Source organism: Nonomuraea sp. AD125B, from assembly GCF_041402765.1.
Taxonomy (GTDB): domain Bacteria; phylum Actinomycetota; class Actinomycetes; order Streptosporangiales; family Streptosporangiaceae; genus Nonomuraea; species Nonomuraea bangladeshensis.
In genome coordinates, this window is the sequence record NZ_JBGLOU010000008.1 from 46,915 (window position 1) to 64,948 (window position 18,034).

Consider the following 18,034-nt stretch of genomic DNA (forward strand, 5'->3'; position numbering starts at 1 on the left):
ACTTTGGTCCCTGCCCGACATGGCACCTGTGCCGGAAGTCTTTCCTCGTGAGCCCTGTATCCCCTGTGGCGAGGAAGGTTCCATGACCGACATCGATGCGGTTCCCGGGATGGGGCCGTTGCTGGCCGCCCGTACGTTCTTCACCAGGTCGGAGGTGTCGGCCGACGGCCGCACCCTGCACCAGGTCGACCCGAGCGGCTGGGACCGCTTCTACCGGGACCGATGGGCGCACGACAAGGTGGTGCGCTCGACGCACGGCGTGAACTGCACGGGATCGTGCTCGTGGCAGGTGTTCGTCAAGGACGGCCTCATCACGTGGGAGCACCAGGCGACCGACTATCCGTCGGTGGGGCCGGATTCCCCCGAGTACGAGCCGCGCGGCTGCCCCCGTGGCGCGTCGTTCTCCTGGTACACCTATTCGCCGTCGCGGGTGCGGTACCCGTACGTGCGCGGGGTGCTGCTGGAGGCGTGGCGGGAGGCCAGGTCCAGGCTGGGGGACCCGGTGCTGGCGTGGGCGGAGCTGACCGGCGACCCGGAGCGGTCGCGGGCGTACAAGCGGGCCCGCGGCAAGGGCGGATTCGTCCGCGCGGAGTGGGACGAGGTCCTGGAGCTGATGGCGGCCGCGCACGTGCACACGGTCAAGGAGTACGGCCCCGACCGGGTGGTGGGGTTCTCGCCCATCCCGGCGATGTCGATGGCGTCGTTCGCGGCAGGGACGCGGTTCCTGTCGATGATCGGCGGCACGCTGCTGTCGTTCTACGACTGGTACGCCGACCTGCCGATCGCCTCCCCGCAGGTGTGGGGCGACCAGACGGACGTGCCCGAGGCGGCCGACTGGTGGAACTCCCGTTACCTGATCATGTGGGGCTCCAACATCCCGGTCACCCGCACCCCGGACGCCCACTTCATGACCGAGGCCCGCTACCAGGGCACCAAGGTGGTGGCGGTCAGCCCCGACTACGCCGACAACGTCAAGTTCGCCGACGACTGGCTCGCGCCGCATCCGGGCACGGACGGCGCGCTCGCGATGGCGATGGGGCACGTGGTGCTGACGGAGTTCTTCCGCGAGCGGCAGGTCCCGTACTTCACCGACTACGTACGCAAATACACCGACCTGCCGTTCCTGGTGACGCTGGAGCCGCGCGGCGGCGCCTACGTGCCGCGCCGCTTCCTGACCGCCGCCGACCTGCTCGACGACGGGGGCGACGAAGGCGAGAACCCTGCGTTCAAGACCGTCTTCCTGGACGAGGAGACGGGCGAGCCGCGCGTCCCGAACGGCTCGCTCGGCTTCCGCTGGGGCGAGGAGGGCGCGGGCCGCTGGAACCTCGACCTGGCCGGCGTCACCCCCGCCCTGACCCTGCTCGGCCGCGCCGGCCGCGCCGTCGAGGTCGACTTGCCGCGCTTCGACGAGGGCGCCACCGAGGGCGGCTCGGTCATGCGCCGCGGCGTGCCCGCGACCGAGGTGGGCGGCAGGCTCGTCACCACGGTGTTCGACCTGCTCATGGCCCAGTACGGCGTGCCGCGCGGCGACCTGCCCGGCCAGTGGCCGCGGGGCTACGAGGACGCGGCGCAGCCGTACACGCCGGCCTGGGCGGAGGAGATCACCTCGGTCCCCGCGGCGACGATCGCCAGGATCGGCCGGGAGTTCGCCCGCAACGCCGAGGTCACCGAGGGCCGGTCGATGATCGCGATGGGCGCGGGCACCAACCACTGGTTCCACTCCGACCAGATCTACCGCGCCTTCCTGACGCTGGTGCTGCTGACCGGCTGCCAGGGCGTCAACGGCGGCGGCTGGGGCCACTACGTCGGCCAGGAGAAGGTCCGCCCGATCACCGGCTTCCAGCACCTGGCCTTCGCCTTCGACTGGCAACGGCCGACCCGGCACATGGCGGGGACGGCGTTCTGGTACCTCGCCACCGACCAGTGGCGCTACGAGCAGATCCAGGCCGACGAGCTGTCCAGCCCGCTCGGGGACGGCCTGTTCGCGGGGCGCTCGTTCGCCGACTGCAACGCCCAGGCGGCCCGGCTGGGCTGGCTGCCGTCGCACCCGACGTTCAACAGGAACCCGCTCACGCTCGCCGACGAGGCCGCCGCGAAGGGCGTCGGCGCAGCCGAGCACGTGGTGGACGAGCTCAGGTCGGGCCGGCTGCGGTTCGCCGCCGAGGACCCGGGCGACCCGGCGAACTTCCCGCGGGTGCTCACCGTCTGGCGGGCCAACCTGCTGGGCTCGTCCGGCAAGGGCAACGAGTACTTCCTGCGGCACCTGCTCGGCGCGGACGCCGAGACCCGCAACCGGGAAGGCGTCCACCCCACCGAGGTGCGCTGGCGGGAGGAGGCCACCGAGGGCAAGCTCGATCTGCTGACCACGATCGACTTCCGCATGACGTCCACGGCGCTGTTCGCCGACGTCGTGCTGCCGGCCGCCACCTGGTACGAGAAGCACGACCTGTCCTCGACCGACATGCACCCGTTCGTCCACGCGTTCAACCCGGCCATCGCCCCGCCGTGGCAGACCCGCGCCGACTACGACGTCTTCCTCGGCCTCGCCGACGCCTTCTCCGAGCTGGCCGCCCGCCACCTCGGGAGGCGGACCGACGTCCTCGCCGTCCCGCTCGCCCACGACACGCCGGACGAGCTGGCGCAGCCCGGCGGCCGCGTACGCGACTGGAAGCACGGCGAGTGCGAGCCGATCCCGGGGAAGACCATGCCGAAGATCGTCACGATCGAGCGCGACTACGCCGCCGTCGGCGCGCGGATGCGCGGCATCGGGCCGCTCTTCGCCGAGCTGGGCCTGACCACCAAGGGCGTCACCTACCGGGTCGGGCCCGAGCTGGACGACCTGCGCGCCAGGAACGGCACGACCCCCGAGGGCCGCGTCTCCCTGGCCACGGCCGACCGCATGTGCGAGGCCATCCTCGCGCTGTCCGGCACCACCAACGGCCGCCTGTCCACGCAGGGCTTCGAGACGCTGGAGCGGCGCACCGGCACCCGGCTCGCCGACCTGGCCGCCGAGCACGAGGGCAAGCGGATCACGTTCGCCGACACCCGGTCCAGGCCGCAGCCCGTCATCACCTCGCCGGAATGGTCCGGGTCGGAGACCGGCGGACGCCGCTACTCCGCCTTCGTCATCAACGTCGAACGCGACAAACCCTGGCACACGCTGACCGGCCGCCAGCAGTTCTTCCTCGACCACGACTGGATGATCGAGCTGGGGGAGCAGCTGCCCGCCTACCGGCCGCCGCTCAACATGCGCCGCCACTACGGCGAGCAGGGCGACGGCCGGGACGGGGCCGAGGTCACCGTGCGCTACCTGACGCCGCACTCGAAGTGGTCCATCCACTCGGAGTACCAGGACAACGCCTACATGCTGGCGCTGTCGCGCGGCGGGCCGACGATCTGGATGAGCGTCGAGGACGCCGCCAGGATCGGCGTGGCCGACAACGACTGGATCGAGGCGTACAACCGCAACGGCGTGGTCGTGGCGCGGGCCGTCGTCTCGCACCGCATGCCCGCCGGGACCGTGTACATGTACCACGCCAAGGACCGCAACGTGAACGTCCCCCTGACCGAGAGGTCGGGCCGGCGCGGCGGCGTGCACAACTCCCTCACCCGGCTGCTGCTCAAGCCCAGCCACCTCATCGGCGGGTACGCGCAGTTCACCTACGCCTTCAACTACTACGGGCCCACCGGCAACCAGCGTGACGAGATCACGGTGATCCGCCGCCGGGGCCAGGAGGTGACGTACTGATGCGCGTCATGGCACAGGTCGCGATGGTCATGAACCTGGACAAGTGCATCGGCTGCCACACCTGCTCGGTCACCTGCAAGCAGACCTGGACCAACCGGGACGGCGTCGAGTACGTCTGGTTCAACAACGTCGAGACCAAGCCCGGCGTCGGCTACCCCAAACGCTACGAGGACCAGGAACGCTGGCACGGCGGCTGGCAGCTCGACGGGCGCGGCCGGCTCAAGCTGCGCGCGGGCGGCCGGGTCAAGCGCCTGCTCAACCTGTTCTCCAACCCCGACCTGCCCGCCCTGGACGACTACTACGAGCCGGCCACCTACGACTACGACACCCTCATCAACGCCCCCGCCGGCCCCCACACCCCGGTCATCCGCCCCAAGTCCGCCATCACCGGCCGGGACATGGCCATCACCTGGGGCGCGAACTGGGAGGACGACCTCGGCGGCGCCCCCGAGCACGCCACGGCCGACCCCAACCTCGTGGCCATGGCGGAGAAGGTGGCGATGGAGTTCGACAAGACCTTCATGTTCCACCTGCCGCGCATCTGCGAGCACTGCCTCAACCCGGCCTGCGTCGCCGCCTGCCCGTCCGGCGCCATGTACAAGCGCGAGGAGGACGGCATCGTCCTCGTGGACCAGGAGCGGTGTCGTGGCTGGCGCATGTGCGTCTCGTCCTGCCCGTACAAGAAGGTGTACGTCAACCACAGGACCGGCAAGGCCGAGAAGTGCACCTTCTGCTTCCCCCGCATCGAGGCCGGCCAGCCGACCGTGTGCGCCGAGACCTGCGTCGGCCGGCTGCGCTACCTCGGCCTCATCCTGTACGACGCCGACGCCGTGCTCGACGCCGCCCGCGTCGCCGACCCACGCGACCTGCTGGAGGCGCAGCGCCGGGTCTTCCTCGACCCCGAGGATCCCGCCGTGGCCGCCGCCGCCCGCGCCGGTGGCATCAGCGAGGACTGGATCGAGGCCGCGCGGCGCTCGCCGATCTACCGGCTGGCCATGCGGTACCGGGTCGCGCTGCCGTTGCACCCGGAGTACCGGACGCTGCCGATGGTCTGGTACATCCCGCCGCTCTCGCCCGTCCTCGACGCCGTCACCGGCGTGGGCGCGGACGCCGACGACCCCGACAACGTCTTCCACGCGATCACCGACCTGCGCATCCCGCTGGAGTACCTGGCGAGCCTGTTCTCGGCGGGCGACACCGAGGTGGTGGCCGGGGTGCTGATGAAGCTGTCGGCGATGCGGGCGTACATGCGGGCCCGCACCATCGACGGCACCGTCGCCACGGACCTGCTGGAGTCGGCCGGGATGACGGCCGCCGACATGGAGGACATGTACCGGCTGCTCGCCATCGCCAAGTACGACGAGCGCTACGTCGTGCCGGCCGCCCACCGCGAGGACGCCGCCGCCCTGTCCGCGCAGGCCGGCGGGTGCAGCCTCGACGGCGACGGCGGGCCCGGCATGAGCGACTTCCACCCCACCGGCGTCACCGGCCGGCGCGGCGACGGCCGACTGGGCCTGAAGCTCTTCGTCGGCAAGGGAGGCCCGGCATGAACCACGTCCCCCGGCAGCGCGCGACCCTGCTCCGGCTGGTCTCCCTCCTGCTCCAGTACCCCGACCCCGCCCTGCTCGCCGCCCGCGACGAGCTGGCCGAGGCGGTACGCGCCCTGCCGGAATCGAGGGCCCGCACGTCGCTGACCGCCTTCGTGGCCTGGTTCGGCGACCAGCCGCCGATGGAACTGGCCCGCCACTACGTCCAGACCTTCGACCTGCGCCGCAGGTCGAGCCTCTACCTCACCTACTACCTGCACGGCGACACCCGCCGCCGCGGCATGGCCCTGCTCACGCTCAAGCAGCGTTACCGGGTCGCCGGGCTCACCCCCCCGGAGGGGGAGCTGCCCGACTTCCTGCCGGTCGTCTGCGAGTTCGCCGCCCTGGCCGGCCCGGCCACCGGCGAGGCCCCGCTCCGGCAGCACCGCAAGGGCCTGGAGCTCATCCGTACCGCGCTGCACGAGGGTGGCTCGCCGTACGCGCTCGTCCTCGACGCGCTCTGCGGCGAGCTGCCGGAGCTGTCGGCGGCCGAGCAGTCCGCCGTCGCCGACCTCGCCCTGGTGGGGCCGCCCGCCGAGGAGGTCGGGCTGGCGCCGTACGGCCCGCCGCTCACCGAACTGGAGGTCAGACCGTGAACGTCGCGCTCTGGGTCGTCGTCCCCTACGTCGCGCTGACGGTGTTCGTCGTCGGGCACGTCTGGCGCTGGCGGGTCGACCAGTTCGGCTGGACGACGCGCACCACGCAGGTGCTGGAGAGCCGGCTGCTGCGGCTCGGCTCGCCGCTGTTCCACCTCGGCGCGTTCGCCGCGATCGGCGGGCACGTGCTCGGCCTGCTCGTCCCCAAGTCGTGGACCGCGGCCGTCGGGATCGACGAGCACCTCTACCACCTGGTGTCGGTGGTCGCCGGCACCGTGGCCGGGCTCATGGTGGTCGCGGGCCTGGCGCTGCTGCTGGCCCGCCGCTTCACCAGCCCGCGGGTGCGCCGGACGACCACCCGCGCCGACAAGGTGCTGTTCGCCGTCCTCGCCGTGGTGATCCTGCTCGGCATGAGCGCGACCATCGGCGCGAACCTGTTCGGCGGCGGCTACGACTACCGCGCCACGATCGCCGTCTGGTTCCGCGGCGTCCTCACCCTCCGCCCCGACCCCTCCCTGATGGCCGACGTGCCGCCGGTCTTCCAGCTGCATGCCCTGTCGGCCTGGCTGCTCGCCGCGATCTGGCCGTTCACCCGGCTCGTCCACGTCTGGTCGGCGCCCGTCGCGTACCTGTGGCGGCCGTACGTCGTCTACCGCCGGCGCGTGCCGCTGAGCTGACGGCTCCAGCCGTGCTCCAGGAGGTCGAAGGCCCGGACGATGGCCTCGCGGGGATTCTCGTGGGTGTAGGCCGCGCGGGGCGCTTCGAGGGCGAAGTGGGCCAGGGCGCCGCAAACAGGGTCGTCCGTGGCGAGGCCGCTCTCCTCCGCGATGACCCGGGCGAGCGCGGCGGCGTGGCGTAGCCACATGTTCTGGGCGTAGTCCCGCAGCGCGGGCGTCCTGGTCACCAGATCGGTGAAGGCGGCGAAACGGGCGTCGCCGCCTTCACCGGCGGCCACCCGGGTGGTCAGGGCGTGCTCGCGCAACGCGGCCGGGATGGACTGTCCCTCGGGCCGCTCGCGTACGGCGGCGAGCAGCCGCGCCTCCTGGCCGGAGTCCTCGTCGAAGACGAGGGCTTCCTTCACCGGGAAGTGCTTGAACAGCGTGGTGGTGGACACGTCGGCGGCGTCCGCGATCTCGCGGATGCCGACCTCGTCGTATCCGCGCTCCAGGAACAGGTGCAGCGCGGCGTCGGCGATGGCCTGCCGGGTGGCGGCCTTCTTGCGCTCGCGGCGCCCCATCGTCGGGTGAGACATGCCCGCACCCTACCAACTCGGTGGTACGACTTCAAAAGTTGAACTGTTGCACTTATTGAGTTGGTGTGCTTTTCTGTGGTGCGGCCGCGACACCGCCACCTTCGGAACGAACGGAGCACCACCATGAACACCACTCGGGCACCCCGCATCGCCATCATCGGAGCCGGCCCCGGCGGCCTGACCTGCGCCCGCATCCTCCAGCGGCACGGCATCGCCGCCACCGTCCACGACCGCGACGCCGGCCCCGCCGCCCGCGACCAGGGCGGCACCCTCGACCTGCACGCCGACAACGGCCAGATCGCCCTACGCGAAGCCGGCCTCCTCGACGAGTTCTTCCGGCTGGCCCGGCCGGAGGGCCAGGAGATGCGCCAGCTGGACCCGGCCGGCACGATGCTCTTCCACCACGTCCCCGACCAGGACGAACGGTTCAAACCGGAGATCGACCGCGGCCTGCTGCGCGGCCTGCTGCTCGACTCGCTTCAGCCCGGCACCGTGCGCTGGGGCCACACCCTGCGGGCCGTCACCGGCCCCGCCGAAGGACCCCGGCAATTGCACTTCACCGACGGCACCACCGTCGAAGCCGACCTCGTCATCGGCGCCGACGGCGCCTGGTCCACGGTCCGCCGCGCCGTCTCCCCGGCCACCCCCCGCTACACCGGGGTGAGCTTCCTGGAAGCCTGGTTCCACGACGTCGAGACCCGGCACCCCGACGTCGCCGAACTCGTCGGCCAGGGCGGAGCCGCCGCGGCCGACGGCGAACGCGGCCTGTTCGCCCAGCGCAACGGCGGCGACCACATCCGCGTCTACATCATCCAGCGCGTCCCGGCCGACTGGATCACCGCCGGCGGCCTCACCCCCGAGGCCACCGACGACATCCGCGCCCTCCTCCTGGAGCGCTACCGCGACTGGTCGCCCCGCCTGCGCCGGCTGATCGCCGACAACGACGGCGCGTACGTCGACCGCCCCATCTTCGCCCTGCCCGTCCCGCACGTCTGGGAGCACAACCCGACGGTGACCCTGCTCGGCGACGCCGCCCACCTCATGCCCCCGCTCGGCGTCGGCGTCAACCTCGCCCTGCTGGACGCCTGCGAACTGGCCCTCGCCCTCGCCCGCCACGACACCGTCGCCGAGGCGACCCACGCCTACGAGAAGACCATGCTGCCCCGCTCCACGGAAACGGCCCGGCTCCTCGACGGCGCCGCCGAAGGGCTGCTGTCCACCGAGCTGCCCGACTTCGCCACCGCCGCACTGGGCTAGGTTGCTCGGGTGGGCGTCTACGAGGATCTGCCGGCGGAACTGGTGACCGAGCGGCTGCGGTTGCGGCGGTGGGTGCCGTCGGACGCCGAGGACTACCGCGGGTTGTGGCTTGAGCGGGATCCACGAGTACCGCCGGCACGGCGGATCGACGCCGAGGGCCACCCGACGGTCGAGGACATTCGCGGCTGGCTCTCCGACAATCCCCTGTTGGCGGATCCGGGGCTCGGGTTGCTGCCTGTCGAGCTGCGAGCCACCGGTGAGTTCATCGGCTATTGCGGCTTGACCGCCGGCCAGGGGTCCTTCGACGAACCTGAGATCGCGTACGAGCTGGCACAACGAGCTCACGGCCATGGTTACGCGACGGAAGCCGCCCGCGCGGTCATGGAAGCCGCGACTCGAACAGGACGCCGACGACTCTGGGCGACCGTGCGGGAATGGAACGCACCCTCGTTCCGCGTCCTCGAGAAGCTCGGATTCCGCCGAAGCGGCCGCATCACCGAGGACGCCGAACATGGCGACACGATCTGGATGACGCGCGTACTCGACCCGAGGTAGAGGCGTGAGCACCTCCGTCTCCTGTACGCCAAAGTGCACCTTTCGTGAAAATGGGGCATGTGGTGCATCGAGGATAAATACTGTCGAATCTCTGTCTTGTAACGCTTTTGTAGATTGATGAGGGGATTGGCGGATTCCGTGGTGACGCGTGTGGGTATTCCGTGCAAGCCGCACAGGTATGGCGGCAAACGGAATGGATTATCGCAATCCCATACATATACGGAAACAGAATGCCACAAAGCAAAATGCGACTCCGTCGTGGTCGCCTGGGCGGGGCGCTGTTCGCCGCAGCGTCCCTGGCTCTCGCTTTCCCGCTGTTCAGCGGGAACATGTCTGCCTACGCGGTGGACTCACCAGGGACGGGCAACGCCGCTTCGACCCGCCCTGCAGATCCCCGGCCCGACTCCGTCACGCAGTCCCAGTCACTCCCTGGCGGGTGTCTTTCCCAGGGGTGCCACTCGTGCTGCACCCGCAGTCGTTGCATGAAGTGCCCCGGCGGGCCGGCAGGGCCTACCGGCCCTCGTGGGGCGACGGGGCCGACGGGGCCGAGAGGGCCTGCCGGCCTCCCAGGGGCGACCGGGCCGACGGGGCCGGGCGGACCTGCCGGAGCGCCAGGGCCGTCCCAGTCCCTGGACAGCGCGCAGTCCAACAACAAGTACTTCACGCTGTACGTCTCGACCAGCGGCAGCCTCCTGGTGCGGGACTCCAGCAAGAACCCGCCCTGGCAGAACCTGACGTCGCTCGTTCCGACGGGTCAGAGGGTCGTGGCCGCCACGATCGTGGACCAGGGGACTCCGCCGAGCAACGACGTGCACATCTCCATCCTCACCGCCACGGGGAACATCTACCAGACGGCCTGCGTGGTCACGGGCACCTATACCTGGCCCGGCAACTGCACCGCCTTCGCCAACAACACGCCGCCGAACAACTGAACCGGCGCGCGAACAGGCAAACGGACGCCGCGCTCGGCACTCGAGCGCGGCGTCCACGTGCAGGTCTTCGCGCGTCGAGGCGAGCGGGACTGCCCAGAGAACCGATCTGTCGTTAAGGATCACCGTGGCCTCAACCACCGCCGTCACCCCGGCGCGCTCCCTCGTCCCCGATGACAGGGGACGGTTCACCCGCCTGCGGCTGTGGCCGGCCGCGCTCCTGCTCGGCTGGCTGGCCCATGTCGTGCTCCGCGTCCTGCTCGGCATCCAGCACGCCGTCCCGCTGCTGATTCCCGACGAGTCCGGCTACCTCCTGGCAGCGCGGCTCCTGTCCGGGGGAGCCGGCAGCGACATGTCCGGGCGGACCTTCTACCAGGGTGGGTATCCGCTGCTCATCGCGCCCGCGTACTGGTTCAGCGACGACCCCCAGATCGTCTACCGCCTGGCGATCGGCATCAACGCGCTCGTCGGGGCAGGGCTCCTGCTGCTCGCCTACGTCGCGTTCCGCCGCATGGACCTGCCGCGCGGCAAGGCGTACCTCCTCGCCCACGCGACCGCGCTCCTTCCCTCGGCGGTGTACTACTCGCAGTTCGTCCTCACGGACGCCGTTCTGCCGGTGCTCGTCCTCGGCTGGCTGCTTCTCCTGCACCGATGGTTGGCGGGTGGCGGGAGACTCCACGGACTGGCGGCCGGCGCGTTGATCGCCTTCGGCTTCGGCACGCACAGCCGGGGGATCATCCTCCTGCTGGTCCATCTGGGCCTGCTCGCCGTCGTCGCCGTACGGCGCCTTCGACCCGCGCGCGGTGACGTGCCGGCGATGGCCGCCGTCACGGTGGCGGGCGCGGGCGCGGGGTGGCTGCTCAACGCCTGGCTGCAGCGGCGGATCTATCCGGGCGGCGTCGCCCCTCTCGGAGAATGGCTGTCCGACCGGCTCGCCAGTTGGGACGGCCTGGCCTGGACCCTGTCGGTGGCGACCGGCCAGCTCTGGCACGTGAGCGTCGCCACGTTCGGGGTGACCGCTGTCGGCCTGCTGGCGTTGACCGCCGTCGCACTGCGTCGCGCCGCCCGGCCGCAGGATCGCCTGCTCGCGGCCGCGACGGTGGCGGCCGTCGCTGGCGTGGCCCTCGCCACGTCGGCGGCCCTGCCGAGCGAGGACTCCGTCGCCAACCTCGCCTACGGCAGATATCTCGCGTGCCTCGCGCCGGCGCTCTTCATCGTGGGACTGGTCGTACTGACCCACGTCAGGAAGGAGGTCGCGGCCCGGGCGGGGCTCGCGGCGGCCGGGTTGACCCTCGTGGCGGGAGCGGTCGTTCACCTGCACGCGGGCGAGCGGCTGTACCGGGACTTCTTCGGCGTGTTCGACTTCGTCGAGATCTCCTTCATCACCGCGAACTGGGACTCGTTGAGCCTCGACCGGGCCACCCTGACCACGGTGGCCGTCATCGGCCTCGCGGTCCTGGCGGCCGGCCGGGCGCGCCGGAGGCCGTGGCTGATCGTCCTCGCCGTGAGCTGTGTCGCGGCCGAGTTGGCGATCGCGGGCGTGACCGTCGCGAAGGTGTCCGCGCCCTGGGGACGCATCCTGGCGTTCGCCACCGATCTGCGGCCCGCGGGGCTGCGTCCGGACGATCGGGTAGGGGTGTACTACCCGGGCCTGCACTGGCGGATCTGGGTGTCGCAGGCGTTCCAGGTGCCGACCAAGCTCGTCCCGATGGACCTGTACCGCGCCGATTGGCTGGACCCACGGGTGACGCTGGTCGTGGTCCCCTGGACGGCGGGCACGGACATCGAGCGGACCTGGCCCGCCGCGCCTCCCGGTTGGCGGCCGGTGACCAGCAACGTCAACGACGCGGGGAACTGGGTGGCGTGGCGGCACGTTGCGAAGGCCGGGCCCGCGGCGGTGACCGGGCCGCCGGCCCGGCCCTGAGGCGTCCGGTCCGCTATGCGGTGGCCGGGTCGCAGCACGCCGAGCCGGTCTCCTTGGTCAGGGTGTCGGCGTCGCCCTTGACCACGTACACCTCCCATGGCTCCGCTCCCGGGCCGTGGACCCAGACCTTGTCCTGGAGGGCGTAACAGCAGGAGGTGTCGTTCTCCTCGAAGGTGGCCAGACCGGCGTCCTTGAGCCGCTGGGTGGCGGCGTTGACCAGGGCGGTGTCCTCGACCTCCACGCCGAGGTGATCCAGGCGGGTGGCCTCCCCCTCCTCTCCCTCGATGAGCACCAGCTTGAGCGGCGGCTCGGCGATGGCGAAGTTGGCGTAGCCGGGGCGACGCTTGGCCGGCTCGGTGCCGAACAGCTTGGAGTAGAAGGCGATCGAGCCTTCCAGGTCGGCGACGCGCAGGGCGAGCTGGACGCGAGACATGGCGATCTCCGCTCTCATGGTTTCGACGGATGTCTAATCAGCCCCGAGTCTGCGCTACTACTTAGGTACATGTCAAATTAGAGAAGCATCTAAGCAGGGTTCAGTATGTACTCGCGCGAGGCGTGGACCTCGCGGCGCAGGGCGGGCAGGTCCACGTCGAGGACGTGGCCGTTCCACTTGCGGGGCTCGCCGTCGATGAGGACGGCGCTGATGTTGCGGGCGTCGGAGCCCAGCACGACGGTGCCGATCGGGTCGTTGAGCGGCATGTTGTTGAGGTCCTCGGCCTGGATGACCAGCAGGTCGGCCTTCTTGCCCGGGGTGAGCGAGCCGGTGACGGCGGCCAGGCCGTTCGTACGGGCGCCCTGGAGAGTGGCGAAGTCCAGGACGTCGCGGGTGGTGATGCGGCGGGGCTCCCGGCCGGTGCCGTAGGCGGCGTTGACGGCGCGCATCCGCTGGATGGCGTGCAGGGCCCGCATCTGCGTGAACATGTCGCTGGCCAGGGCGACCTCGACGTCGATGCTCAGCCCGGGGCGGATGCCGACCGACAGGGCCTCGTCGACGGCGGGGATCGCGGTCTCCAGGCCGATCTGGGCGTCGGAGGTGGGGGCGAGCGCCACGGTGGCCCCGGTCTCGCCCATCGCCTTCCACGCCTCGGGGGTCAGTCCGGTGGCGTGGATGAGGGTGACGCCGGGGCCGAGGATGCCGTCCTCGGCCCAGCGCAGGACCGCCTCGGAGGAGGACGTGCCGAAGACGGCGTCCACGCTCACTCCGATGCCCAGGTCCCGCGCGACGCGGGCGAGCTCGCGACCGTAGGCGAGCGCGGGTCCGGCGATCTCGTCGGTGGCGAGCGCCGCCAGGCGCAGGGTCAGCAACTGGTCGTCGCCGCTGAAGTACTGGTCCCTGATGCGTGCCAGATCACCCGGCCACTGCCGGTCCCAGTCGCCGAAGTGCGGCCCCATGGAGGCGTGTACGCCGCGGATGCCGGTGTCGCGCAGGGCCTCGATGGCGGCGTCCGAGTGCTCCCGGGTGCGGGAGTTGTGGGAGAAATCGAGCATGGTCGTGATGCCGCTGTCGATCGCGGTCAGCGCGGCCAGTCTCGTGCCGACGTACATGTCCTCCGGCCGGTAGACCGGGGCGTAACCGGCCAGCGTGGACATGACATAGCCGCCGAGGTCGTCGACGTCCGGCATGATCCGGCGTAGCTGAGCCTCCCAGGCGTGCCGGTGGGTGTCGACGAAGCCGGGGCTGAGGATGGCGCCGGTGGCGTCCATGACCACCGCGTCGTCGGCGCTGAGGTGGGGGCCGACGGCGGCGATGGTGTCGCCCTCGACGAGGAGGTCGCCCTGGTCGATGACGCCGAGGTCGGGGTCCATGGTGACGATGGTCGCGCCGGTGAACAGGATGCGCCGCTCGCTCGCGGGGCGGCGCAGGAGTTGTTCGAGGACGGTGGCGTTGACGTTCATGAAATGTCCTTGTTTTGTGCGTACGTGGGGAGAGGGCGGTGTTGGGTTGCCGGCGCGGGTCAGCTCAGCGTCATGATGTAGCCCGCGTGGTGCAGCTCGTCGCCCCTGAACTCCCCATAGGCCCAGAAACCGAGGTCGTCCAGGTAGTCGATGCGGTCGCCGTCGATCCAGAACCGGCCCTGGTAGGCATGCGGCCGGCCGCCCCGGGTCTCGTCGTAGCGGCCGTCGGCGGCGAGCTCCTGGTGCAGGAAGCCCTTGCGGTCGACCCAGACGCCGACCCGCGGGCTGCCGGTCAGGTCCGGCGCGGCCGGGATGCCCGTTTCGGGGGCGGTGGCCCGGCCGGGGGCGTCGGTGCCGGCCCACAGGACGGGCCGACCGGCCGCGACCAGCGCGCGGACCTGTTCCGGCCGGGACCCGAGGACGGCGATCGCGCTCGGCACATCGGGGGCGAGCGCGTCGGGCACCACCAGGAAATCGGCGGTGTTGCCCGGGGTCAGCGTCGCGACGTACTCCGAACGGCTGCCGCGTCCGCCGGCCAGCGCGACGGCGTCCACGACGGCCGGGACGACGGTCATGCCCGTGCAGTCCACGACGATGGCGTTGTCGTCCTCCGCCGCGGTGACGATGCCGGGGCCGACCCCCACGATCAGGGAACCGACGAACAGGATGTCGGCGCCGGTCATGGTCCCGATCAGCGGGTTCATCGTCATGATCCGGGCGTTGGTGAACAGGACGGGACGGCCGCCGTCGTTCGCGACGATCTCGTCGAGGGCCTTCGGGTTCCAGCTCGCCGTGCCGGTGATGGTCATGGTGCTCCTCACGGGGCTCATAGGTGTGTGACCATCAGGTTCGTCGTGCCGCGGCGTCGTTACCAGGCCGCCGCTTCCCTAGGTGCGCCGCACCCAGGAAGCCCGTACCTGGGGACACGGCGGCCTGGCCGCCGGCTGGCCGCCGGGCCGACCATGGAGCCATGACCAGCGACGACACGCCCCGCGATCCCCACCCGTACGTCGGAATGTGGGTGACCGCGGACGGCTACATCCGCCAGGAACTGCTGCCGGACGGCCGTTACGACGAGGCCCGAGGGAATCGGCAGAGCGCCTATACCGGCCGCTACACCGTCACCGGCGACCACATCGACTACGTCGACGACACCGGCTTCACCGCCACCGGGGACGTCCGCGACGGCGTTCTCTTCCACGAGCACCTCGTGCTGTACCGCGAGGGCGACCCACGCGTGCGGCCGGGAGGCGTCGGGCCACGCGGCTGACGACGCCAGGGCAGCTCAGTCCCAGGACGGGTGGCTCGCCGCCTGCATCACCTGTACGGTCTCCCCTCGGCCGGCGCGCGCCCGGAGCTCCGCGAAGGCGGCCGCGGTGGCGCTCGCCGGCTCGGCCTGGTAGACGACCAACTGCTGATGCGGGGCGTCGTTGACGGTGAACGCCGAGAACTCGATCTCCAGAGCGCCGACCTCGGGATGCGCGAGGTGCTTCGCCTGCTGGGTCTTGCCCTTCACCTCGTGCCGCGCCCACAGCTCGGCGAACTCGGGGCTCTTCGCGCCGAGCGTGCCGACCACCTCGGCGATACGGGGCGAATCGGGGTCGTGCCCGTAGGCCGCCCGCAGTTCGGCCGTACACGAGCTCGCGGCCTTGTCCCAGTCCCGGTAGAAGGCGTGCCCGGCCGGGTCCAGGAAGACCATGCGGGCCAGGTTGTCGAACCTCTGGAACCCGCTGTGCAGGGCCGCGGCGAGCGCGTTGTGCGCCAGGATGTCGAGAGCCGGCCCCAGGATGAAGGCGGGATTGTCGGGCCAGCCGTCGATCAGCCGCCGAAGCTGGGGGCTGATCCGGTCGTGACCGGCGGGGATGCCGCGACGCTCCTGACGCGCCCCGGCGAGCCTGCGCAGGTGGTCGTGCGCCTCGCCGCCGAGGTGGAGCGCGGCGGCGATCGCGTCGATCACCTGGGGCGACGGGCTGGTCTCCCGGCCCTGTTCGAGGCGCATGTAGTAGTCGGAGCTCACGCCCGCGAGCATGGCGACCTCCTCGCGGCGCAGCCCCGGCACCCGCCTGCGCCCGTACTCCGGCAGGCCCACGTCCTGCGGTTTGAGGGCTTCGCGTCGCGCTCTGAGGAAGTCACCCAAGGGAGTGCTGCCGCTCATGACCCCAACCTAATGGGGGTGATGCCTGCGCCGGTAACAGTGCTGGTGTTGCAAGCGTTGTTGGGCGCTTCCGATCCCTTGGCCGCGTTCTCCTGCGCCGTCTGCGCTTGAGGGCCGCTTGCGGGCTTGGTTGGAACGATCCATAGGCGAGTCTCTCCAAAGGGTGCAAACATCGCCGGGCGACCCGGAAGGAGAACGACGTGAGCGAACCCGAGGTTCGGCCGAACGAGACGACGGTGCCGTTGATGCCGTGCGCGTCACTGGAGGAGACCCTGGCGTTCTATGAGGCGCTGGGGTTCGAGGCGACCTACAAACAGAGCAAGCCCTACGTGTATCTGGCGCTGCAGTGGAGCGGATTCCAGCTGCACTTCGGCCCGGCGCCCAAGGGCCTGGATCCGGCGCGGGAGGAGTCGGGCAGCTGCCTGGTCATGGTCGACGCCGTGGCGCCGTACCACGCGGCGTTCGTCGCCGCGATGCGCCGCGTCTACGGGAAGGTGCTCGCCTCCGGCCTTCCGAGGATCACCCGATACCGGCCCGGCGCGTCCCGGTTCACCCTGGTCGATCCGTCCGGGAACTCGATCCTCTTCATCCAGCGTGACGAGCCCGCCGAGTTGGAGTACGGCGGCTCGAAGAAACTGACAGGCCTGGCCAAGGCGCTCGACAACGCCCGGATCCTGCGCGAGTTCAAGAACGACGACCTGCAGGCATTCCGCGCGCTCAAGTCCGCGATGCGCAGACACCACGCGAACGCCTCGGCGGTCGAGCGGGCCATCGCCCTGTGCCACCTCATCGACTTGGCCACCGTTCTCGGCGAGCCCACCGATCCCTGGCTCGCTGATCTGCGCGGTCTGGAGCTCACCGTCGCCGACAGGCAGCGCGTCGAGTCGGAACTCGGGCATCTCGCCGGACTTCAGGAGTGGCTTCCCCAGGTCGGTTGATCACCTCGGCGGAATTGTCGGCGGCGAAGGATACGGTTGGCCGGTGGAACTCACCCCCCGACAGGTGCTCGGTTTGCGGATGTCCAGCCTGCTGCTCCGGGCGTCGCCCGGCGGCGCCGGCCGGGCGAAGGGCGTGGCTGAGGTGGTGACGTGGCTCGGGGCGATGCAGGCGCAAGACCTGGCCAGCGGCCTGTGGTCGTTCGGCGTGCGACTGCCCGGACACACCGCCGCCGATGTCACCGCCGCGCTGGAGCGGCGTGAGGCGCTGCGCACCTGGCCGATGCGCGGCACCATCCATTTCGTCCCGCCCCGCGACGCCCGCTGGATGGTCGAACTGATGGGCGTCCGGGTGCTGAACGGCGCGGCGAGGCGGCGCGAACAGCTCGGCCTCTCGGAGGAGACCGCCGTTCAGGCCATGGAGGTGCTGGGCGCGGCCCTGACCGGCGGCGGGCGGCTGACCCGGTCGGAGTGCCTGGCCGTGCTGGCCGACAAGGGCATCGACACCGGCGGCCAGCGCGGCTACCACCTGCTGTGGTACGCCAGCCAGCGCGGCCTGCTCTGCATCGCCCCCAACATCGGCAACGAGCAGAGCTTCGTGCTGCTCGACGAGTGGGTCCCCGACCCGCACCGGCCGGAGCGCGACGAGGCGCTGGGCACCATCGCCCTGCGTTACTTCCGCGGCCGTGGACCGGCCACCCGGCAGGATTTCGCGGGCTGGACCGGCCTGACCGCGGCCGACGCCAGACGCGGCATCGCCGTGGCCGGCGACGCGCTGGCCCGGGTGACTGTCGACGGGGTGGAGACGTACCTCGACGCCGCGCTCCTCGACGCCGCCCCGCTCCCGACCGGCGACGACGAGGTCCTCGTGCTGCCGGGGTTCGACGAATACCTGCTGGGCTACAAGGACCGCTCGCTCATGGTCGCCGACGAGCACAAGGCGGCCATCATCCCGGGTGGCAACGGGATCTTCCAGTCCACCGTCGTGCGCGCCGGCCGGGTCGTGGCCACCTGGAAACGCACCCTCACGAAGAGCGCGGTACGGATCGCCGTGCAGCCGCTCACACCACTCCACGGAGGCGACCGGGCGGAGGTCGAGCGGGCGTTCGAGCCGTACGCGCAGTTCGTGGAACGCACCCCGGAGGTGCGCTGGCCGTGACCCGTCGCCCGCTTGGGCAGTGTCGGCCCGGCCACACCTTCC

At 71.0% G+C, this 18,034-nt stretch carries 16 protein-coding genes; 11 read left to right on the forward strand and 5 right to left on the reverse strand.

Annotated elements, in window-relative coordinates; translation table 11 throughout:
- Positions 1-82 precede the first annotated feature (82 nt).
- Genes ACBR40_RS21815 through narI form a run of 4 tightly spaced genes read left to right on the forward strand, consistent with a single transcriptional unit; the run spans position 83 to position 6,607 of the window.
- Positions 83-3,748, forward strand: coding sequence for a nitrate reductase subunit alpha (locus tag ACBR40_RS21815; RefSeq protein ID WP_371249931.1), 3,666 nt, complete (start codon positions 83-85; stop codon positions 3,746-3,748).
- Complete coding sequence (narH, locus tag ACBR40_RS21820) at positions 3,748-5,298, forward strand: nitrate reductase subunit beta (protein WP_371249932.1); 1,551 nt, start codon at positions 3,748-3,750, stop codon at positions 5,296-5,298. Before ACBR40_RS21815 ends, narH begins: the two co-directional genes overlap by 1 nt.
- Positions 5,295-5,930 carry a nitrate reductase molybdenum cofactor assembly chaperone gene (narJ, locus tag ACBR40_RS21825; RefSeq protein ID WP_371249933.1) on the forward strand — a complete coding sequence of 212 codons (636 nt, stop codon included), beginning with the start codon at positions 5,295-5,297 and terminating at the stop codon, positions 5,928-5,930. The genes narH and narJ overlap by 4 nt, the downstream gene beginning before the upstream one ends.
- Entirely contained in the window at positions 5,927-6,607 is a 681-nt protein-coding gene (gene narI, locus ACBR40_RS21830; protein WP_371249934.1) for a respiratory nitrate reductase subunit gamma, read from the forward strand. The genes narJ and narI overlap by 4 nt, the downstream gene beginning before the upstream one ends.
- On the opposite strand, the gene ACBR40_RS21835 is transcribed toward narI, so the two are convergent.
- The gene (locus ACBR40_RS21835) at positions 6,580-7,182 is read right to left on the reverse strand and encodes a TetR/AcrR family transcriptional regulator (protein WP_371249935.1); all 603 of its coding nucleotides are present in this window, start codon (positions 7,180-7,182) and stop codon (positions 6,580-6,582) included. The two genes, narI and ACBR40_RS21835, sit on opposite strands and share 28 nt — an antisense overlap.
- 123 nt (positions 7,183-7,305) lie before the next feature.
- Between ACBR40_RS21835 and ACBR40_RS21840 the strand changes: the two genes are divergently transcribed.
- The 4 genes from ACBR40_RS21840 to ACBR40_RS21855 all read left to right on the forward strand — a co-directional run bounded on the left by ACBR40_RS21840 (position 7,306) and on the right by ACBR40_RS21855 (position 11,847).
- On the forward strand, positions 7,306-8,439 hold the full coding sequence (locus ACBR40_RS21840) for an FAD-dependent oxidoreductase (RefSeq protein ID WP_371249936.1): 1,134 nt from the start codon (positions 7,306-7,308) through the stop codon (positions 8,437-8,439).
- 9 nt (positions 8,440-8,448) lie between these two features.
- Positions 8,449-8,994 carry a GNAT family N-acetyltransferase gene (locus ACBR40_RS21845; RefSeq protein ID WP_371249937.1) on the forward strand — a complete coding sequence of 182 codons (546 nt, stop codon included), beginning with the start codon at positions 8,449-8,451 and terminating at the stop codon, positions 8,992-8,994.
- A 695-nt stretch (positions 8,995-9,689) separates the two neighbouring features.
- Positions 9,690-9,926, forward strand: a complete 237-nt coding sequence (locus ACBR40_RS21850; protein ID WP_344209818.1) for a hypothetical protein — start codon at positions 9,690-9,692, stop codon at positions 9,924-9,926.
- A gap of 124 nt (positions 9,927-10,050) precedes the next feature.
- Positions 10,051-11,847 (forward strand): hypothetical protein, encoded by a 1,797-nt coding sequence (locus ACBR40_RS21855; protein WP_371249938.1) that lies wholly within the window; start codon positions 10,051-10,053, stop codon positions 11,845-11,847.
- Positions 11,848-11,860: 13 nt separating this feature from the next.
- Here the strand turns inward: ACBR40_RS21855 and ACBR40_RS21860 are convergent, their stop codons facing one another.
- The 3 genes from ACBR40_RS21860 to ACBR40_RS21870 all read right to left on the reverse strand — a co-directional run bounded on the left by ACBR40_RS21860 (position 11,861) and on the right by ACBR40_RS21870 (position 14,552).
- Positions 11,861-12,280, reverse strand: coding sequence for an ArsI/CadI family heavy metal resistance metalloenzyme (locus ACBR40_RS21860; RefSeq protein WP_371249939.1), 420 nt, complete (start codon positions 12,278-12,280; stop codon positions 11,861-11,863).
- A gap of 89 nt (positions 12,281-12,369) precedes the next feature.
- Entirely contained in the window at positions 12,370-13,743 is a 1,374-nt protein-coding gene (locus ACBR40_RS21865) for an amidohydrolase family protein (RefSeq protein ID WP_371249940.1), read from the reverse strand.
- 59 nt (positions 13,744-13,802) lie between these two features.
- A complete protein-coding gene (locus tag ACBR40_RS21870; RefSeq protein ID WP_371249941.1) occupies positions 13,803-14,552 on the reverse strand; it encodes an Atu4866 domain-containing protein in 750 nt (249 codons plus the stop codon).
- Positions 14,553-14,713: 161 nt separating this feature from the next.
- Between ACBR40_RS21870 and ACBR40_RS21875 the strand changes: the two genes are divergently transcribed.
- Positions 14,714-15,013, forward strand: coding sequence for an Atu4866 domain-containing protein (locus tag ACBR40_RS21875; protein ID WP_371249942.1), 300 nt, complete (start codon positions 14,714-14,716; stop codon positions 15,011-15,013).
- Between the two features lie 15 nt (positions 15,014-15,028).
- Here the strand turns inward: ACBR40_RS21875 and ACBR40_RS21880 are convergent, their stop codons facing one another.
- On the reverse strand, positions 15,029-15,898 hold the full coding sequence (locus ACBR40_RS21880) for a helix-turn-helix transcriptional regulator (protein WP_344209806.1): 870 nt from the start codon (positions 15,896-15,898) through the stop codon (positions 15,029-15,031).
- Between the two features lie 200 nt (positions 15,899-16,098).
- On the opposite strand from ACBR40_RS21880, the gene ACBR40_RS21885 reads away from it, so the two are divergent.
- Both ACBR40_RS21885 and ACBR40_RS21890 read left to right on the forward strand, forming a co-directional pair.
- Positions 16,099-16,836: a glyoxalase gene (locus ACBR40_RS21885; protein ID WP_371249943.1), complete on the forward strand. Its 738-nt coding sequence runs from the start codon at positions 16,099-16,101 to the stop codon at positions 16,834-16,836.
- A gap of 43 nt (positions 16,837-16,879) precedes the next feature.
- Positions 16,880-17,992, forward strand: coding sequence for a winged helix DNA-binding domain-containing protein (locus ACBR40_RS21890; RefSeq protein ID WP_371249944.1), 1,113 nt, complete (start codon positions 16,880-16,882; stop codon positions 17,990-17,992).
- Positions 17,993-18,034: the final 42 nt, after the last annotated feature.